General features: G+C 68.5%; 16 protein-coding genes and 1 pseudogene. 8 read left to right on the top strand and 9 right to left on the bottom strand.

Annotation, left to right across the window (positions count from 1 at the left end; translation table 11 throughout):
• Position 1: 1 nt before the first annotated feature.
• Both ACBJ32_RS57065 and ACBJ32_RS57060 read right to left on the bottom strand, forming a co-directional pair.
• Entirely contained in the window at positions 2-457 is a 456-nt protein-coding gene (locus ACBJ32_RS57065; RefSeq protein ID WP_219520053.1) for a GbsR/MarR family transcriptional regulator, read from the bottom strand.
• A gap of 33 nt (positions 458-490) precedes the next feature.
• Positions 491-1,420 (bottom strand): alpha/beta hydrolase, encoded by a 930-nt coding sequence (locus ACBJ32_RS57060; RefSeq protein ID WP_375133991.1) that lies wholly within the window; start codon positions 1,418-1,420, stop codon positions 491-493.
• Positions 1,421-1,549: 129 nt separating this feature from the next.
• On the opposite strand from ACBJ32_RS57060, the gene xerC reads away from it, so the two are divergent.
• The gene (gene xerC / locus ACBJ32_RS57055; protein ID WP_375133990.1) at positions 1,550-2,170 is read left to right on the top strand and encodes a tyrosine recombinase XerC; all 621 of its coding nucleotides are present in this window, start codon (positions 1,550-1,552) and stop codon (positions 2,168-2,170) included.
• Positions 2,074-2,538 carry a tyrosine-type recombinase/integrase gene (locus tag ACBJ32_RS57050; RefSeq protein ID WP_375134005.1) on the top strand — a complete coding sequence of 155 codons (465 nt, stop codon included), beginning with the start codon at positions 2,074-2,076 and terminating at the stop codon, positions 2,536-2,538. The genes xerC and ACBJ32_RS57050 overlap by 97 nt, the downstream gene beginning before the upstream one ends.
• A 337-nt stretch (positions 2,539-2,875) precedes the next feature.
• On the opposite strand, the gene ACBJ32_RS57045 is transcribed toward ACBJ32_RS57050, so the two are convergent.
• Positions 2,876-3,289 (bottom strand): tol-pal system YbgF family protein, encoded by a 414-nt coding sequence (locus tag ACBJ32_RS57045; protein WP_375133989.1) that lies wholly within the window; start codon positions 3,287-3,289, stop codon positions 2,876-2,878.
• Positions 3,290-3,388: 99 nt separating this feature from the next.
• Between ACBJ32_RS57045 and ACBJ32_RS57040 the strand changes: the two genes are divergently transcribed.
• Positions 3,389-4,024, top strand: coding sequence for a hypothetical protein (locus tag ACBJ32_RS57040; protein WP_375133988.1), 636 nt, complete (start codon positions 3,389-3,391; stop codon positions 4,022-4,024).
• Between the two features lie 252 nt (positions 4,025-4,276).
• Here ACBJ32_RS57040 and ACBJ32_RS57035 read toward each other — a convergent pair whose 3' ends face one another.
• A complete protein-coding gene (locus ACBJ32_RS57035; RefSeq protein WP_375133987.1) occupies positions 4,277-5,188 on the bottom strand; it encodes a hypothetical protein in 912 nt (303 codons plus the stop codon).
• A 478-nt stretch (positions 5,189-5,666) separates the two neighbouring features.
• Between ACBJ32_RS57035 and ACBJ32_RS57030 the strand changes: the two genes are divergently transcribed.
• Together ACBJ32_RS57030 and ACBJ32_RS57025 are read left to right on the top strand one after the other, a co-directional pair.
• Positions 5,667-6,026 carry a VOC family protein gene (locus ACBJ32_RS57030; protein WP_375133986.1) on the top strand — a complete coding sequence of 120 codons (360 nt, stop codon included), beginning with the start codon at positions 5,667-5,669 and terminating at the stop codon, positions 6,024-6,026.
• Between the two features lie 548 nt (positions 6,027-6,574).
• Positions 6,575-7,798, top strand: a complete 1,224-nt coding sequence (locus ACBJ32_RS57025; RefSeq protein WP_375133985.1) for a PQQ-binding-like beta-propeller repeat protein — start codon at positions 6,575-6,577, stop codon at positions 7,796-7,798.
• Between the two features lie 547 nt (positions 7,799-8,345).
• On the opposite strand, the gene ACBJ32_RS57020 is transcribed toward ACBJ32_RS57025, so the two are convergent.
• Together ACBJ32_RS57020 and ACBJ32_RS57015 are read right to left on the bottom strand one after the other, a co-directional pair.
• On the bottom strand, positions 8,346-8,747 hold the full coding sequence (locus ACBJ32_RS57020) for a PPOX class F420-dependent oxidoreductase (RefSeq protein WP_375133984.1): 402 nt from the start codon (positions 8,745-8,747) through the stop codon (positions 8,346-8,348).
• Positions 8,744-10,129 (bottom strand): MFS transporter, encoded by a 1,386-nt coding sequence (locus ACBJ32_RS57015; RefSeq protein WP_375133983.1) that lies wholly within the window; start codon positions 10,127-10,129, stop codon positions 8,744-8,746. The genes ACBJ32_RS57020 and ACBJ32_RS57015 overlap by 4 nt, the downstream gene beginning before the upstream one ends.
• A 104-nt stretch (positions 10,130-10,233) precedes the next feature.
• On the opposite strand from ACBJ32_RS57015, the gene ACBJ32_RS57010 reads away from it, so the two are divergent.
• Positions 10,234-10,677 (top strand): MarR family winged helix-turn-helix transcriptional regulator, encoded by a 444-nt coding sequence (locus ACBJ32_RS57010; RefSeq protein WP_375133982.1) that lies wholly within the window; start codon positions 10,234-10,236, stop codon positions 10,675-10,677.
• Positions 10,678-10,803: 126 nt separating this feature from the next.
• Here the strand turns inward: ACBJ32_RS57010 and ACBJ32_RS57005 are convergent.
• Together ACBJ32_RS57005 and ACBJ32_RS57000 are read right to left on the bottom strand one after the other, a co-directional pair.
• Positions 10,804-11,639: pseudogene (locus ACBJ32_RS57005) on the bottom strand (carbon-nitrogen hydrolase family protein).
• Positions 11,640-11,717: 78 nt separating this feature from the next.
• A complete protein-coding gene (locus ACBJ32_RS57000; RefSeq protein ID WP_375133981.1) occupies positions 11,718-11,942 on the bottom strand; it encodes a hypothetical protein in 225 nt (74 codons plus the stop codon).
• Between the two features lie 289 nt (positions 11,943-12,231).
• Here ACBJ32_RS57000 and ACBJ32_RS56995 point away from each other — a divergent pair, with 289 nt between their 5' ends.
• Together ACBJ32_RS56995 and ACBJ32_RS56990 are read left to right on the top strand one after the other, a co-directional pair.
• Positions 12,232-12,810 carry an RNA polymerase sigma factor gene (locus ACBJ32_RS56995; protein WP_375133980.1) on the top strand — a complete coding sequence of 193 codons (579 nt, stop codon included), beginning with the start codon at positions 12,232-12,234 and terminating at the stop codon, positions 12,808-12,810.
• Positions 12,807-13,799, top strand: coding sequence for a CU044_5270 family protein (locus ACBJ32_RS56990; protein WP_375133979.1), 993 nt, complete (start codon positions 12,807-12,809; stop codon positions 13,797-13,799). Before ACBJ32_RS56995 ends, ACBJ32_RS56990 begins: the two co-directional genes overlap by 4 nt.
• A 390-nt stretch (positions 13,800-14,189) precedes the next feature.
• Here the strand turns inward: ACBJ32_RS56990 and ACBJ32_RS56985 are convergent, their stop codons facing one another.
• Positions 14,190-15,140: a helix-turn-helix transcriptional regulator gene (locus tag ACBJ32_RS56985; RefSeq protein ID WP_375133978.1), complete on the bottom strand. Its 951-nt coding sequence runs from the start codon at positions 15,138-15,140 to the stop codon at positions 14,190-14,192.
• Positions 15,141-15,297 lie beyond the last annotated feature (157 nt).

Below are 15,297 nucleotides of genomic sequence, written 5' to 3'. Positions count from 1 at the left end.
CTTAACGGCGTAGCGGATGACGGGCCGCGAGGTTCTGCAGCCACGTCAGGGAGTCGTGGGCGGCTTTGATGCGCTCGGTGCGGTGTCCCTCGCCGCCCGCGATGTCGAGCCCTTCGTCGGCGATCTCGCCGAACGCGCTCAGGCTTTCGAGCTTGCGCTGGATGACCTTCTGCCAGGCGTCGTCTTCGATGCGGTAGTAGGAGACGCGATCGCCGGGCCTTCTCACCTTCTTGACCAGGCCGATGGCCGTGAGGAAGCGCATGTTCGAGGTGAGTGAGGCCCGGCTGGCCTGGATCACGTCCGCGATCTGGCCGGCGGACTGCTCGGCCGGATCGCAGATCATGAGCCAGCCGAGGATGCGTCCGGTGATGGGCGGCAGCCCCCACTCCTCGACGCAGAATGCTGCCACCCGTTCCACCCAGCGGAGCAGCCGGTCCTGCTGTTCCTCAGTGCTCATGGTCGCGTCCTCCGTTGTTGATCGTGTGCCGGTTCACTGTGTCATGGCGGCCACCGACTCGTAGGTGGGTGTCGGGGTGATGTCCGCGAGCCGGGTCCTGCGCAGGTAGAGGTCGAACCAGTCGATCGCGAGCGCCGTCGCCTCTTCCAGGCCCGGGCCGGTGTAGAGGCCGAGCACGTCGTAGGGCAGCACCGCGAGCCGCTTGGGCTCGCCCGCCTTGGCGAAGGCGCTTTGCGCCTCTTCGAGCATGTGGTACGGGTCCCAGCCGCCGTTGGCGATCATCAGCAGCGGTGTCGGCGCGAGCCGGTGGATGAGGTTCTCCGGTGCGAAGGTGAGCAGGTGCTCGGCTGAGTCGAGGGTCTTCTCGTTGCGGTAGGTGGGAAACAGGCGGGTGGACATGTCCGGGGTGTCCTTCACGCTGTCGCCCTCCAGCGTCAGGTGCGGCACGCGGGCGCTCTGCCCGCCTTCGTAGCGCCGCTGCCAGTCCTGCTGCAGTTGGTCGCGCAGCGCGTGGACACCGGCGCGGCCCAGGAGGCGTTCCAGGTACCGCCATCCGTTCCACACGCTCGGACTCTGCACGACGACGCACTTGATGCGCCGATCGAGTACGGCGGCCTGGGCCGCCACCGAGCCGCCGATGCTCACCCCCCACACCCCGATCCGCTCCGGCTGCACTTCGGGGCGGGTCTGCAGGTAGGACACGGCGCTGCGGAAGTCCTCCACCTGCCGCTCCGGGTAGTCCAGGCCGCGCGGCTCGCCTTCGCTGGAACCGACCGTGCGGTAGTCGATGGCCAGCACCGCGAAGCCGGCCTTCACGAAGTGCGGCGCGAAGAACGCCAGCGCCTCTTTGACCATCACCCCGCTGTGCCCGAGCACCAGCCCGGGGACCGGGTCGCTCGCCTCAGGCAGGTAGAGATCACCCGCGCAGCGGGTGCCGACGCTGTTGAAGGTCACGTGTTCCATGGCCCGCTCCCTACAAGATAGCTAGTAATTTCAAACATGACTGAAATAGCTAGCGATGTCAATCTGGAAGGCTGCGCAGGGAAGGGGTGGCGTACCGCCGCTCACGCCGGCGCATCGCGGCATCTGCGAGTGACAGGGAATGATCCTTCCCAGTCACACCCGCCCGGCCCGCCCAACAACCCCGCCGGGCCGAGCGAGCCCGCCGGGCCGGACATCAGAATCGCGGTCGCCGTCGAGCGCTTCCTCGCCTCCCTGCGGACGGCGACCACCCGCCACACCTACGCCAGAACCCTCACCCGCCTGGCCGCCCTGCTCGGCGGCCGGCCGGTCGCCGAGCTGACCTGCGAGGACTACGCCGCGGTCATGGATCGCTGGAGCGAGGTGGCGCCCGCCACCTGGAACCGGCACCTGTCCGCGCTGGTCTCCTTCACCACCTGGGCCCAGCACCAGGACCTCCTGGAGACCAACCCCGCCCGCCGCCTGACCCAGCGCACCGCCGTACGCCGCGGCGACCGGGCCCTCCCGGCCGCCCGGCTGGAGGCGCTGTTCGCCGACGACCGGCACGCACTTCGTGAGCGTGTGCTCTGGCGGCTCCTCTACGAAACGGCAGCTAGGCCGAGGAGATCCTCTCCCTCGACGTCGGGGACCTCGACCTGGAGTACCGGCGCGCCCGCGTCGTCTCCAAAGGCGGCGCGCTCGAGTACGTGCACTGGGCCACCGCCACCGCCCTCCTCCTGCCCCGCCTGCTGAAAGGACGGCGGACCGGGCCGGTCTTCCTGACCGACCAACGCGCCCTCGCCTCCGGACGAAGGGCTCCCGCAGCCGCCGACATCTGCCCCATCACCGGCCGCGGCCGGCTGTCCTACCCGCGCGCGGAGCACCTGTTCAAGACCGCCTCCGCCGAGCTCGACCCGCACGGCGACGGCTGGACCCTGCACCAGCTCCGGCACAGCGCGCTGGCCCACCTGGCCGCAGCCGGCCGCACCGCCCCCGAACTGCAGGCCAAGTCTCGCCACCAGCACCTATCCAGCCTCGGCCACTACGTCCGTCTCGGCGAGGAGACCTCCGCCCGCATCACTGCCGAACACGACCCCGCAGCCCGACGACGCACGCGCTGACGCCAGGCAAGACGCCTACAGACGGTGTGGTTCTGACGTACTCCGGCCGTACCTGCAGTGGGCGCACCAGTCGCGCGCGGTGGCCAGGTCAGAACACCCGGTACGGCCCCCAGATCTTCTTGGGCCAGCGCCGTTCGTGCTCGTTGGCATGCTGGTTCGGGATCTGGGTGCCCGACGACGAGCAGCAGGTCGTCTTCATCACTGCGGACGAGGGCTCCCCGACTGCCCGCGCCCTGCGCCACCTGCTGACCGCAGGCGGCCATCGGGCCGCTTGAGCTGACGGTCGGCCCCGGACGCTGGCGGGAGGCGGGTCACGGTCGGATGGCGGCAGGCAGGGTCACGAGCGGCCATTCCGTGGGGTTCCAGGTTCCGGCCGGTCGTCCGCCAGCGTCGTCTCACGAGCCAGCCGATCGAGGAGTTCGATGTCGGGCGCCCGTACGAGGTTCTCCGGCGGGCTGAGGAGGTGGTCGCTGGTGATCAGCGTCAGCGTCCTTCGTGCTCTGCCAGCGATGATCTGGTCCTCTGCCCTCGCGGCCCGGCGCAGAACTCGCTGCGCGGCACGTAAGTCGCCCAGCTCGGCCAGCACCAGCCCGAGCATAAGCCCGACCGCCGCACGCATGGCAGGCGGAGCCAGGCGAGCCGCCCTGCGGTAGGCGATGACCGCGCCGAGCATGTCACCTTGGGTGTACAGAGTGTTACCGAGGAGCGTCAGCTCGCTCGCCGCGTGTGCCCGCTGCTCATGTCGCCGCATACGCCCACCATGCCGGACTCGCCATGACCTGCTCCATATGATCGCCGAGGTACGGGAAATCCCTGTCGTTTCGCGGACGCGGGCAGGACAATGACCATTATGACGCCGAGCACCGGGCGCACCGAGCGGGCCGCCCGCTACTTCCCGTTCCGCACCGGCCCGGACGCCGACCGCATCATTCGCGACGCACCGGACACGGATCGCGACGAACAGTGCAGGGCGGTCCGTCTGACGTCCCGTCATACCCGGGCGATGGCCGCGGCCCGCCCGCTGTGGCTGCCACCGCCGATCCTGATCGCGGTCTGCATCGGCACCGGCTTCTGGTGGATCGCCGCGCTGGGCACAGTCGTCTGTGCCCTGGCCTGCGTGATCCTCTACGGCATCGCGAGGCGAGCCCGTGACGACATCCGGCTGCTGGATGGCACCGTCGGTATACCGATCCCGGACGACCTGGTCAACGAGGTCATGACCACGGGCAAGGCGATGCACGCTCTTGCGGTGCTCCATCAAAGAGCTCCGATCGGCGGTGGCCTGGACGAAGGACTCCGTCATCACCGGCGGGAGATCGTCACGCTCAACTCCCGCTATACCGACCACCTGCATCTGGCGCGCCGCTACTGGGTGCGCGGTGACATGCCCCGCTGGCGCGACTCCGCGGAGCGACTGCCAGTGATCGCCAACGAGGTCTCCAAGCTGGTCGATTTCATCATCCTTTTCACCGCCGCCAACGACTGATGAGTGGGCGTCTGCCTGCTGTCGGTGTTCGCCCTGCGAGGCATCCACCGACGGCCCACCACGCACGTCTACCTGGCTCCGCCTCCCACCACCGCGCTGGAACAGCTGCGTACGCGCCTGGACGAACAGTTCGGCGAGGTCCAGACGCGTTTGACCAGCATGGAGGCAGCAGTCAACGACCAGGTCGCCGCCCGCAGAGCAGAACAACGCGATTGTTAATCCATCCCCGTCGTACTCAGTGGCCGATCGCGGTCATGACGACGGGCCATCGGCTTCGGTGGTGACAGTGCCGATCCAGACGTTGCAGTGGGCGCACCAGTCGCGCGCGGTGGCCAGGTCGGGAAAGGTCCGGTACGGGCCCCAGATCTTCTTGGGCCAGCGCCGTTCGTGCTCGGCGGCGTGCTGGTCCGGGGTCTGGGTCTCGGCGATCGACTTGGTGTGGGCGTCCTGGGCCCGGTAGGTGGCGGCCTTCTGGCGTGCCTCGGCGGCGTGCTTCTTGACGTCCCGCGAGGGGCGCGGGCCCGCTGCGAGGCGCTCCCACAGGACGGCTTCCCGCTCGCTGATCTCTGCCAGGAGGTGCGGGGGCGGAGAGGCGAACTCGTCGAACAGCGGGCCGCTCGACAAGCTCATCATCTCGACCAGGGGCGTCATCCGGGCCAGCCCGCCGGACACCAGACGCTCGCCGACGTCGCGACCGTCGGCCTGGGCGTGCGCGAGCGCCCACTTGTCCAGGTAGGCGGCCGTCTCATCCGGCGTCGAGGTGCCCGCCGGCATCCGGTTGTAGGTGCGCGTCTCCAGCCCGCCGCTGATCCCGTGCATCTCATCGGTGACGATCGGGGGCTTGACCGCCTCTTCCCACTCCTCGACAACCTGGCGGAACTTGGTGTGGGCGGACTGCTTGGTGATCGCCAGGGTGTCCCCGATGTCCTCCCACGAGGCGCCGCCGACCTTCTCCAGGATCACCGCGCGGTCCAGCAGTTCCTGGACCCGCCGGACGAACCGGGCCGCGTCCTCGACCGGACGCGGGTTGTAGTCCGACCAGACCGCCACGAAGCCGATCAGGGAGTCGGCCAGGTCTTGCGCGGTGGCGGCCAGGGCCAGCTGGGCGAGGGACTGTTCGGTGTACGGGGCGTCCTCGTACGTCGGCTCGGTCTTGTCCTCCATGGACACCTCCCCTTCTCGCTGTCAGCCCATTGCTGACAAACACGAATGTCAGCTAAACGCTGACAACTGAGGAGGTGCCTGTGCGGCACTGTCAATAGCGGAGCCGCGTCCGGCGCGCTCCGAACCGTTTCGCTGACCTGCGGCGACGTCGTGCGCCGCGGCGGCCGCGAAGGCCTCGCCGGCAACGAGCTCGGCGCCGACACCATGCCTTGAACTGCGGTATCGCTTATTGACACGGCAACCGCCCCGGAAAAGAGGCCGGTCCCGCTACTCGTCAGTCCCGTGGGGCGTGTGGGTTCTCCGCCGAAGTGGCGAGTTCTCAGGCGATCTGGCGAAGCAGGTGGCGAGTTCTCATCTGATGTGGCGAGGATGATCGGGTGACTATCCGTACTCACTACGTCCAGGTTCGGCACTGGCGTGGCGCGCCGCTATGACTGGTGGGCCGGCTCGTTTTGGCGGGCGAGATGATGTTGTCCTGGTGGTGGTCCTGGACTGTGTCGATCTGGACCGGTCTGCAGCGTTCTGGTGCGGAGCACTTGGCTACACCGCCGAGTCAAGCTCGACGGGGCGCTATCGGCGACTCCTACCCCCAGGAGGGAACGGCGTTGAGCTGCTGTTGCAGCAGGTTCCGGAGCCGAAGGTGACCAAGAACCGGGTGCATTTGGATCTGCGGGTACCTGACCTGGAGGCAGAGATGGCCAGGCTGGTGGCCTTGGGAGCGCGGCGCATCACCGACGATCCCGTCGAGGAAGACGGCTGGACTTGGTATGTGCTCACTGACCCCGACGACAACGAGTTCTGTGTATTGCAGCCATCAGAGAAGCTCGCCGGGTATTGATCATGACGGCTGCTATCGCCCCAGTTGAGGGCTTTGAGGCGGTGTATCTGAGCGGCGACGGCACCGAGCGACGGGTGCCGTTGGGTCGCCCGGCGGAGGAGGTTGAGACGCTGGCGCGGCCGGTTCGCTCGTTCCCGTCGTACAAGGGGCAGCGCAACTATCCTGGCTGGTATTGGTCAGCGACCACGGGGGCGGCACGTCGGCTACGAGTCATGGGTCGAGCGCGGCCATCTGGTCGCATTGGACTACGACCCCGCAGTGACCGCCACCGTGTCGCAGCCGCTGTGGCTGCGGCGAACCTGCTCGTTTGGGCCGTGAGACACGATTCTTACCGGCACCCCTTGTCACGGGGGTGAGCCTCCTGATCGGCAACAGACGCTTCCGCAGGCCGCAAGATCTCCTTCTCCTGGCGGAGAATCTTGTTCTCGCGGCGCAGCCGGGCCAGCTCGTCCTTCTCGGGATACCAAGGTGTCCACCAAACCGGGGGCAACTTCACGGTAAGTTGATGGCCGATCCTTCGGCAGCTCAGATCGAGAACAGTAGCGAAGATGGCCCTTGCGCATTTCGGTGACGACCAGCGCAGCGGCGTCTACCAGGCGACGGGGCTCCCGGACCAGGCCGAGATCGCCTGGAGGGCCGCCACGGAGTATCCCGTGCTGGAGTCGCCGGTGCTCGTGGACGGCACGCTGGTCGTCAGTGATACTGGCGGCCTGGTCTACGCCTTCGACGCGGCCACCGGGGCGGAACGCTGGCGGCACGACCACAGCAAGGACATCGACGCTGAGGAGATCAGGCCTGGAGGGATCGAAGCACCGATCGGCGCCGGGCACGGAATGGTCTTCATTGGTGAGGTCGGCGATCGGCTCCGCGTCCATGACCTGCGCACCGGTGAACTCCTGCCGTCCATCGACGTCACCGGACACCCGACGGTGACCGGTGACATGCTCCTGCTACACGGTCCCGGCGCCCGCCTGCTGAACCTGCCCGATCTCACTCGACGCAAGGCCAGCAGGAAAGCCGGCGAGACATGGCTGTCCACGCCCCCGACCATCGCAGGCGGCGTGGCCTACGCGGCCCGCGGTCTCTACGCCCCCTTGTTGAACGGCGGTTTGGAAGCGCTGAACCTCCGTACCGGCAGGCAGACGTTCACCGTCCCAGGAATGCTGGAGTGCGGCACCGAATGCGTCCTGGATCTGGACCGGTGCGCCCATCCTGCCTTCGGAGAAAACCTGCTGTGGCTCCCCGTCACCTGGAGAGAGCCCGAGGCAGGATTCCCCTCCGGCGGCGGTGTGGCCGGCTTCGACCCACGCAACGGCCAACTACGGATCCGTCACCTTCTCGATCACCGCTGGCCCGCGGGACCGGTGGCGGTAGCCGGCGGCACGCTGTACTTCGTGGATGAGGCGGACCACTCAGATCACGGTGCGCCACCGGTGCTGGGCCGCACACTCAATGCTATGGAGGCCGCCACCGGGAAGACCCGGTGGACCTATGGGCTCGACTCCCACGCGATCGGGACACCGGTGCTCGCTGCCGACGTGGTCTACACCCTCACCTCGGAGGGCATGCTGCATGCGGTCGATGCCATCACGGGACAACGGCGCTGGACCCTCGGCCTCGGTGAGTCGATCGAACTCCGCGAGCTCTTCTTCATCGACCGCCTGGAATCGCGCGAGTTCGTCTTCGAGGAGGAAGGACTGGCCGTGCTACCCGCGGATAACCGGGTGTACGTACGGGCCGGCGCTGGGATCACCGCCTTACATGTGACGTAGTACTACGCCCGGGCCGCCGCGGGCGGGATCGACACGGTCGGCGCCGTGCTGGCCGTCGCCATGCTCTTCGCACTCAACTACGCCCTGACCGCCGGTCCCGGACAGAGCTCTGGCTCATCCCAGCCCGGCGCTGACCACGCTGGTGGTCGGCCTGGTGCTGCTCGCGCTTCGGCCTCCCGGTTGATGGCGGCGGGTTTCGCCCTGATCCCGGTCGCCTTCCTGCGGATGGCCAGCGTGGGGTCGGACACCGACGGGTCCGCGCGTTCCCCGGCCTCCTGCTCCTCGGCATCCGCGGCGCGCTGGCGTTCCCGCCATTGATGGGTGTCGGGGGTCAGTACTGGCTACTGATTGGAACGTAAGCCAGCGTTGATGAGGTTCCGCAGATCAGCGAGCCGCCGCTGCTCTCCCTCTGCCGAACGCGCTCGCGCCGGATTCCGTTCGAATTCACTCACTGGAGGCAGGCGCGGTAGCCGGTGAGGGCATGTTGTGCCGGTGGCGGGCGGTGATCGCCGGTCATCGGCTGATGGACACGGATCGTGGCCATGAGTCAGGTGTCGACGGCTTGTCCCGCGGCGTGGACGCGGTAGGTGTCCTCGATAGTGGCGCCGCTGTGCAGGCCCCAGCTGACGATCCGTGTCGGGCGCAGAAGGATCAGCGGCCGGTCGCCGTCGATCGCCTCGGCTCTGCCGCGGATCTCCACGCCGCGTGGCCGCCACGGCGGCAGCACGTCGTCGATGACCAGCGCGGCGCGGCCGTTGCGCGCGACGTCGCGGAACTTCCTGGAGTGGGCGAGGTTGCGCCCGCCGATCTCGATGAGTGTGTCGGTCTCGTCTAAGGACCACCCGACGGGGACGACGTGCGGCATGCCGTCGGCGCTGACGGTGGCCAGGCGCCCCAGCAGCCGCTCGGAGCGCAGGTAGGCCAGCTCGCGTTCGCTGAAAATGGTCATGCCGTCACCGTCCGCAGGACACGCACGGCGTACGGTGAGACCGCGACCCCGAGGACCGCCACGCCTCCCGCAAGCCAGAACAGGGCGGTGAAGGCCGAGTCGGGGACGGCCACGGCGCGCCCGCCGCTGCCGGAGGCGATCACGGCGGCGGCGAGCTGGCTGCCGACGACGCCGCCGACGGTACGGGCGATGTTGTTGAGCCCGTTCGCGGTGCCGGTCCTGGCCGGTGGCACGATGTCGGCGATCAGCTTGGGCAGTGCCCCCATGACGAGTCCGGACCCCGCGCCGACCATCCCGTAGAACACCAGGTGATGCCAGTACGCTTCGTGCGCCATGGCGATCAGTGCTGATCCTGCGGCCATCGCCAGGAACCCGATCGCCAGCGGCCAGCGGGAGCTGAACGCCTGCGAGATCCGGCCGACCGCCATGCCCGCCGGGATGATGGCCAGCATGCCGGGCAGCATCAGCAGGCCGGCGACCGTGACCGAGGCGCCGAATCCTGCTCCGTCCGGGCCGGGCTGCTGCTGGGCGAACAGCGGGATCGCCACGTAGAAGAAGTACGATCCCGCGCCGAACAGCAGCGCGGCCAGGTGCGTGGCCAGCATCGGCCGGTCGGTCAGCTCCGCGACGTCGATGAGCGCGTCACTCCTGCGCCGCTCCACGACCAGCAGCGCGCCCGCGAGCAGCACCCCGAGCGCGAACAGACCCAGCACCGGTGCCGAGGACCATCCCCACGAGGGTCCCTGGGTGAGGGCGAGCAGCACCGCGACCAGGCCGGCGCCGAGCAGCAGCGAGCCGGGCACGTCGAGCCTGCCGGAGGCCACGCGCTCGCCGCGAGGCACCCACCGCGCGACCATGCCCAGGCTGATCAGGGCCAGCAGCCCGCCGAGGACGAACAGGTAGCGCCAGGACAGCCGGTCGGCGAGCAGCCCGCCTACCACCAGCCCGGCTCCGGCCCCCGCGCCGACGATGCCGGACACCAGGCCCATCGCGGACGCCAGCCGTTCTCCGGGCAGCGCCTCGCGCAGGATCGCCATGGACAGCGGCACAACCGCCAGCGCCGCGCCCTGCACAACACGGGCGGCGATGAGCTGGGCGATGTCCTGGGCGAGCGCGGCGCCGGCCATGCCGATGGCGTACGCCGCGAGCACGCCGACCATCACGCGGCGCTTGCCGTACAGGTCGCCGAGCCGTCCGAGCAGCGGGGTGAGCACCGCGCTGGACAGCAGGAACGCGCTGAGGATCCAGGCCGACCAGGCCGGGGTGGTGTGCAGCTCGCGGGTGAGCAGGCCGAGCGCGGGCACCACGACCGTCTGCATCAGGGAGTAGCCGAAGACCGTCGTGACGAGCGCCGTCACGACCTGCCGGGGGGACGCCGGCATGGGTTCACCTCCGAATTGATTCGTACAACGAATAGTTCGTAACGCTAACAACATAGTTTGGAGTACGAACTGTTCGCAACTACACTCGGCGGCAGGAGGTGCGGATGAACAGCGCGACGGACGCCGGGGCGCGGCCCGGGCTGGGCTTCGCCGCGGCGCTGGTGCGGATGTCGCACCTGGTGCAGCACGTCTTCACCGACGTCAGCCGCGAACGCGACGTCACCCCGCAGCAGGCGCAACTGCTGTGCGTGCTGACGAGCGGTGAAGGGATCGGGATGACGGACCTCAGCAGGCTCCTGCACCTGGAGAAGCCGAGCCTCACCGGGCTGGTGGACCGGGCGGAGCGGCGAGGGCTGGTACGACGCGTGCGCGACGACACCGACCGGCGCGCGTGCCGGGTCGAGCTGACGCCTGAGGGCGAGGACCTCGCCGTGCGGGTGCACGGGGAGATCGTCAGCAGGCTGGAGGCGCTGGCCGTGGACCTGCCCGGCGAGGACATGCTGCGGGTCACCGACACCTTGACCCTCCTGCTCGCGCAGACCCGCTAGACGGCGACCTTTCGCGGGGCTTGACCTTGGAGCACACTCCCAGGTTTACGCGCAAGCCGTGCCCGGCTTGCGGAGGGCCGGGGCTTGAGCAGCAACCGAACGGCGGAGGCCTACAGAGGCCTCGGCTTAGCTGATGAGGTTCACGGTGCGGCGGAAGGTCGCGGCGGCGGGTTTAAGTCTAGTGCGGGTGGTCGTGTGGGGCAGGTCGCGCAGCATCGGTTCGGCATCGCGGGTGGCGTGCAACGTCCGAGGGTCGAGGTCTGCTGTGATCAGCTGGGGCTGGTCTGGGCCCGCCTCGGCGAGTAGCCGTCCGTCCGGGCCCCAGATGGCGCTGGCCCCGCAGGTGTTCCAGCCGCCGGTGGTGCCGATGTGGTTGGCCATGACGGCGTAGCAGGTGTTGTCCAGGGCCCGGGCCGGGAACCAGGTGCGTGATTCGTGGTAGCCGTTGCCGACGCTGAACAGCGCGCTGACGACGTAGGCGTGGCAGCCGTCCAGCGCCGCCGTGCGAGCGTGTTCGGGGAAGCCGGAGTCGTAGCAGATGCCCAGTCCCAGGCGCCAGCCGTCGAGTTCGAGGGTGCAGCCAGCCGCGCCCGCGCGGTAGATCTTGCGTTCCGACTTGAACAGGTGCTGCTTGTCGTAGCGGGTGACAAACTCCCCGTTCGTACCGATGACGAGCGCCGAGACGTAGAGATCACCCTGATCGTGAAATGCGCGCCGACGACGGCGGCGACACTGGTCTCTCGGCACGCGTCGGTGATGGGGGCCAGTCGCGGGTCGTCCGGCTGTACGGCGTGGCCCCGTGGGTCGGTCTGGATGAGATCGGGCCCGTAGCCGCTGAGAAACTTCTCCGGGAAGACCACGAGCCGGGCGCCGGACCGGGCAGCCTCGCGGATCATGCCCGCCGCGGTGGCGGTGTTGGCCTCGATGTCACCGGCTTGCGCCTGAGCTTGGGCAACGGCCATGCGGATCGGGCGTGAGGGAAGCGGATAGACGCCCGGCCCGCCAGCATGTTCTGTCATGATCTTCATGCTAGTGGCCTGTCACGCAGCCCTGGCCGGGTAACTGGTCCAGCTTCGGATGGGTGAGCTGGCGGCGAAGCTGGTTTTCGGTTGCGCACGGGCGTCGCGCCAGCGGACGTAGCCGCCGATCGCCGCGTTCTGCTCGTCGTGGGTGCGGTGGTCGGTGCCGTTGCGGGCGTAGTAGCGCAGCGCGGCGAACTCGGATTCGATCCAGTTCAGCCACGAGCCGTAGGTGGGCAGGAACACCAGCTCGACGTAATGGCGGCCCGGTATTGGCTTGGGGTGGCACCAAGCCGGCGCTTGAACGCGACACTGAGCGCGAAGGTGCTTTGATCATCTTTGCACTTCATATGTACATGGCTCTGCAGCTGAACCCGCACCCCAGCGCCGCCCCTCCTCCGACTCGCTCTGGTCTCACCAGCCGAGAACGCTCGAGCCCTGCGAGCCTGCCGGGCGGTCGGCAGCGTCCCGTGAACTCGATTCCTGACTCGTGTGAAAGACGGGCGACACTACTTCCTTGAAAAGGCCCAACCACATGCCGTTCAGTACGACCCTGTCTGACGCCGACCTGATCGAACGGTCGTGGCGAGATCCCGAGGATTTCGCCTTGCTGTTCGACAGGCACGCAGGACACATCCACCGCTATGTGGCCCGCCGGCTCGGCGACGACACGGCCGACGACGTCGTCTCCGAGACGTTCCTCGCGGCGTTCAGGCAGCGCCGCGACTACGACACCGCCCGTCCGCAGGCCCTCCCCTGGTTGTACGGCTTCGCGACCAACTTCATCCGCCGGCATCAGCGCGCCGAGATACACCGCTACAAGGCGTACTCGAAGGTGGGCGTGCTTCCCGACGCCGCCGACGCCGCGGAACAAGCTCTTGAGCGGGCGAGCGCGCATGCCGTACGCCGCCCTCTCGCCCAGGCGCTCGCCTCGCTGAAGGCCCGCGACCGTGACGTCCTCTTACTCGTGGCCTGGGCCGACCTCACCTACGAGGAGGTCGGCAACGCCCTGTCCATCCCGATCGGAACAGTCCGTTCCCGCCTCAACCGTGCGCGGGCCATCGTCCGCGACGCCCTCGGCAGCACCGACCCCACGACGGAGCAGACCTCATGAACGAACGGACCGACCTGACCGAACTGGCCGAACTGCGCGACCTGTTCGCCGACAAGCCGCACCCCACGGCGGACCGCCTCGCCCCCGCCCGTGCCGCCCTCCTGGCCGAAGCCGGCACGAAGCGCCGGCCCCGAACCCGGATGCGGATGCGGATGCGGATGCGGCCGGTCGGCCTGCGGCGTCTGGTGCTGGCGGGCGGCCTGGTCGCGGCGATGACCGCAGGAGTGATCGCCGTCCAGACGTTCAACCCTTCCGCGCCCGCGAGCGCCGCCGAGGTCCTGAGGCTGGCGGCCGACGCCGCGACCGCCACCCCGTGGCCGCAACCCCGCGACGACCAGTACCTCCACTACGAGCGGATCGCGGAGACACGCAGCGAGAACGGGGTTCCCCACGTCGGTCCGCGCCACATCACGGGCCAGGTCTGGCAGTCCGTCGACGGCTCCCGCCCAGGACTCCTCTGGCACAAGCCGTCGAAATCCAGGCCACAAGACCGCGAGTACAAGGAACTCCTGACCCGGTGCCCCGAACGCGGCGCGGGCCGCCCCGCCTACGCCGACCTCCGAGAGTGGCCGACCGACCAGGAGCAGCTCCGGCACAAGCTGGCCGAACGCGGGAACCAGAGGGTCGCAGGGAAGGACGCCGCGACCCAGACCTGGAACGGCGTCGTCAGCGTCCTCGCCAGCCCGGTCCCGCCCCAGCTGCAGGCGGCCATCTTCAAGATCGCCGCAACCCTGCCGGGCATCGAGACGGAAGAACTCAAGGACGCCACTGGCAAATCAGGCATCGCCGTGACCCGGGTGGACAACCGAGGCCCCGGGGGCGCCATCTCCCGCGAATCCCTCATCTTCGACAAGACCTCCTACGTCCTCCTGGGCGGCCAGGAACTCGTGCCGGGGCAAGGGCGTGAACTCTGGTCCATCACCCGCCCGCAGATCACGGACGTACTCCCGGCCTGGTCCAAGTCCGTGAAGCGGACAGGCTGCCTCTGAACCCCGCGTCCACCGGACGACAGGCGGGCCGCGCCGACCGCTCGGCTGCCATGATCCAGCCGCCGGTCGGCCGGCGCCGCCCTCAGCACCGCTAACACAGTCGCGTGTACTGGGTAGCAACAGTCTTGCAGGACGGTCGAGCATCTGGCGTAGCCGATCAGTTCTCCCACCCGCCGAAAGCGTACCGTTTAGCCCCCCATCACCGGACAGTTTTGCGGACCACCTATCTGAGACAGCGTTTCCGCAGGTCGCGTCTTCGCGGACCGGCAGTGCGGCGTGTCTCGTTGAGCGGACCTCGATTGAGACAGTCAAGATCGAATTCGCACTTCATGGTGGCCGGCAACATCCGTCACTGCAGGTAGCCGTGTCAGCGATCGGCGGGTGTTTGTGTTACTGGTTGTCGTTGAGGAGCTGTTGTGTGCGGGTGAGAAATGCCTGGCGGACCTCTTCTGGGTGCAGTATCTGGAGTGGTCGGCCGAGGCTGAGCAGGTAGCGGGCCAGGCCGTCGGCGTCTGGCCCGCCGATGTCGATGATCGTTGCGTCATCGCCGTCCGGGTGGTGGACGCCGACCGTTGGTGGCACCAGCCTGCGGGCCTCATCGGCCGGTACGGCCAGGCGGATGGTCACCCGCACCGGGTAGGGCCTCAGCGCGATGCCCGTGCTGACCATCTGTGCTGGATCTGGCGGGTCGGGCAGGGCGGTGGCCTGCCCGGTGGCTGTGGCATCGATGATGCGATCGGTACGGAAGGTGCGCCAGTCCTGCCGCGTCAGGTCGTAGGCGAGGAGATACCAGCGGCGGCCGGTGTAGATGAGCCGGTGGGGGTCTACTCGGCGAGTGGACGTCGTTCCGGCCCCGTCGCGGTAGGTCAACTGGGTACGTTCGCCTCGCCGGCACGCGGTGGCCAGGTCGAGGAGCAGCGCGGGAGAGATCTGGCTGTCGTCGGGTCGTGCGGTGTGGGCGAACGCGGCGTCCAGCTCGCCGAGCCGGTCGGCGATCCTGGCCGGCAGCACCTGGCGTAGTTTCAGCAGCGCCGACAGGGCTGCTTGGTCGCTGCCGGAGACTCCGCTGAAGGCGGCAGCGCGCAGCCCGACAGCGACCGCGAGGGCCTCCTCCTCGTCAAGGATCAGTGGCGGAATGCTGGTTCCGGGCCCGAGGTGGTAGCCGCCCCATGGGCCCATCTCCGATTCGATGCCGTAGCCGAGTTCACGTAGCCGGGCGATGTCCCTGCGAACCGTCCGTTCGGTGATCTCCAGTTGGGCGGCCAGATCAGCGCACGTCCAGGACTGCCGCGTTGACAGCAAAGACAGCAACTGCAGCAGCCGCGCCGAGGTGTTGACCATGGCTGACAGTCTGCTCGATAACCAGGACCGTTTCTGACCGGGTCATACCGTAACGTCGCCGGCATGACCGAGAACTCCTCGGCCGGAAAGTCCATTACGACGATGACCTCCGCCAAGGTGCGTTGAATGACGGAACCGGACGGGCCGAGGTAACCGA

The organism is Nonomuraea sp. GTA35, from assembly GCF_041950525.1.
In the GTDB taxonomy this organism is placed as follows: Bacteria; Actinomycetota; Actinomycetes; order Streptosporangiales; family Streptosporangiaceae; genus Nonomuraea.
Note: the sequence above shows the minus strand (reverse complement) of the source record. Positions and strands in the feature narration are given on the sequence as shown.

Bases quoted from the DNA above. Each gene is read 5' to 3' on its own strand.
- ACBJ32_RS57010 (WP_375133982.1), top strand. From the start codon at position 10,234: ATGAACAGCGCGACGGACGCCGGGGCGCGGCCCGGGCTGGGCTTCGCC.
- ACBJ32_RS57025 (WP_375133985.1), top strand. From the start codon at position 6,575: ATGGCCCTTGCGCATTTCGGTGACGACCAGCGCAGCGGCGTCTACCAG.
- ACBJ32_RS57060 (WP_375133991.1), bottom strand. From the start codon at position 1,420: ATGGAACACGTGACCTTCAACAGCGTCGGCACCCGCTGCGCGGGTGAT.
- ACBJ32_RS57020 (WP_375133984.1), bottom strand. From the start codon at position 8,747: ATGACCATTTTCAGCGAACGCGAGCTGGCCTACCTGCGCTCCGAGCGG.
- ACBJ32_RS57065 (WP_219520053.1), bottom strand. From the start codon at position 457: ATGAGCACTGAGGAACAGCAGGACCGGCTGCTCCGCTGGGTGGAACGG.
- ACBJ32_RS57035 (WP_375133987.1), bottom strand. From the start codon at position 5,188: ATGGAGGACAAGACCGAGCCGACGTACGAGGACGCCCCGTACACCGAA.
- ACBJ32_RS56990 (WP_375133979.1), top strand. From the start codon at position 12,807: ATGAACGAACGGACCGACCTGACCGAACTGGCCGAACTGCGCGACCTG.
- ACBJ32_RS57015 (WP_375133983.1), bottom strand. From the start codon at position 10,129: ATGCCGGCGTCCCCCCGGCAGGTCGTGACGGCGCTCGTCACGACGGTC.
- ACBJ32_RS56985 (WP_375133978.1), bottom strand. From the start codon at position 15,140: ATGGTCAACACCTCGGCGCGGCTGCTGCAGTTGCTGTCTTTGCTGTCA.
- ACBJ32_RS56995 (WP_375133980.1), top strand. From the start codon at position 12,232: ATGCCGTTCAGTACGACCCTGTCTGACGCCGACCTGATCGAACGGTCG.
- ACBJ32_RS57045 (WP_375133989.1), bottom strand. From the start codon at position 3,289: ATGCGGCGACATGAGCAGCGGGCACACGCGGCGAGCGAGCTGACGCTC.
- ACBJ32_RS57040 (WP_375133988.1), top strand. From the start codon at position 3,389: ATGACGCCGAGCACCGGGCGCACCGAGCGGGCCGCCCGCTACTTCCCG.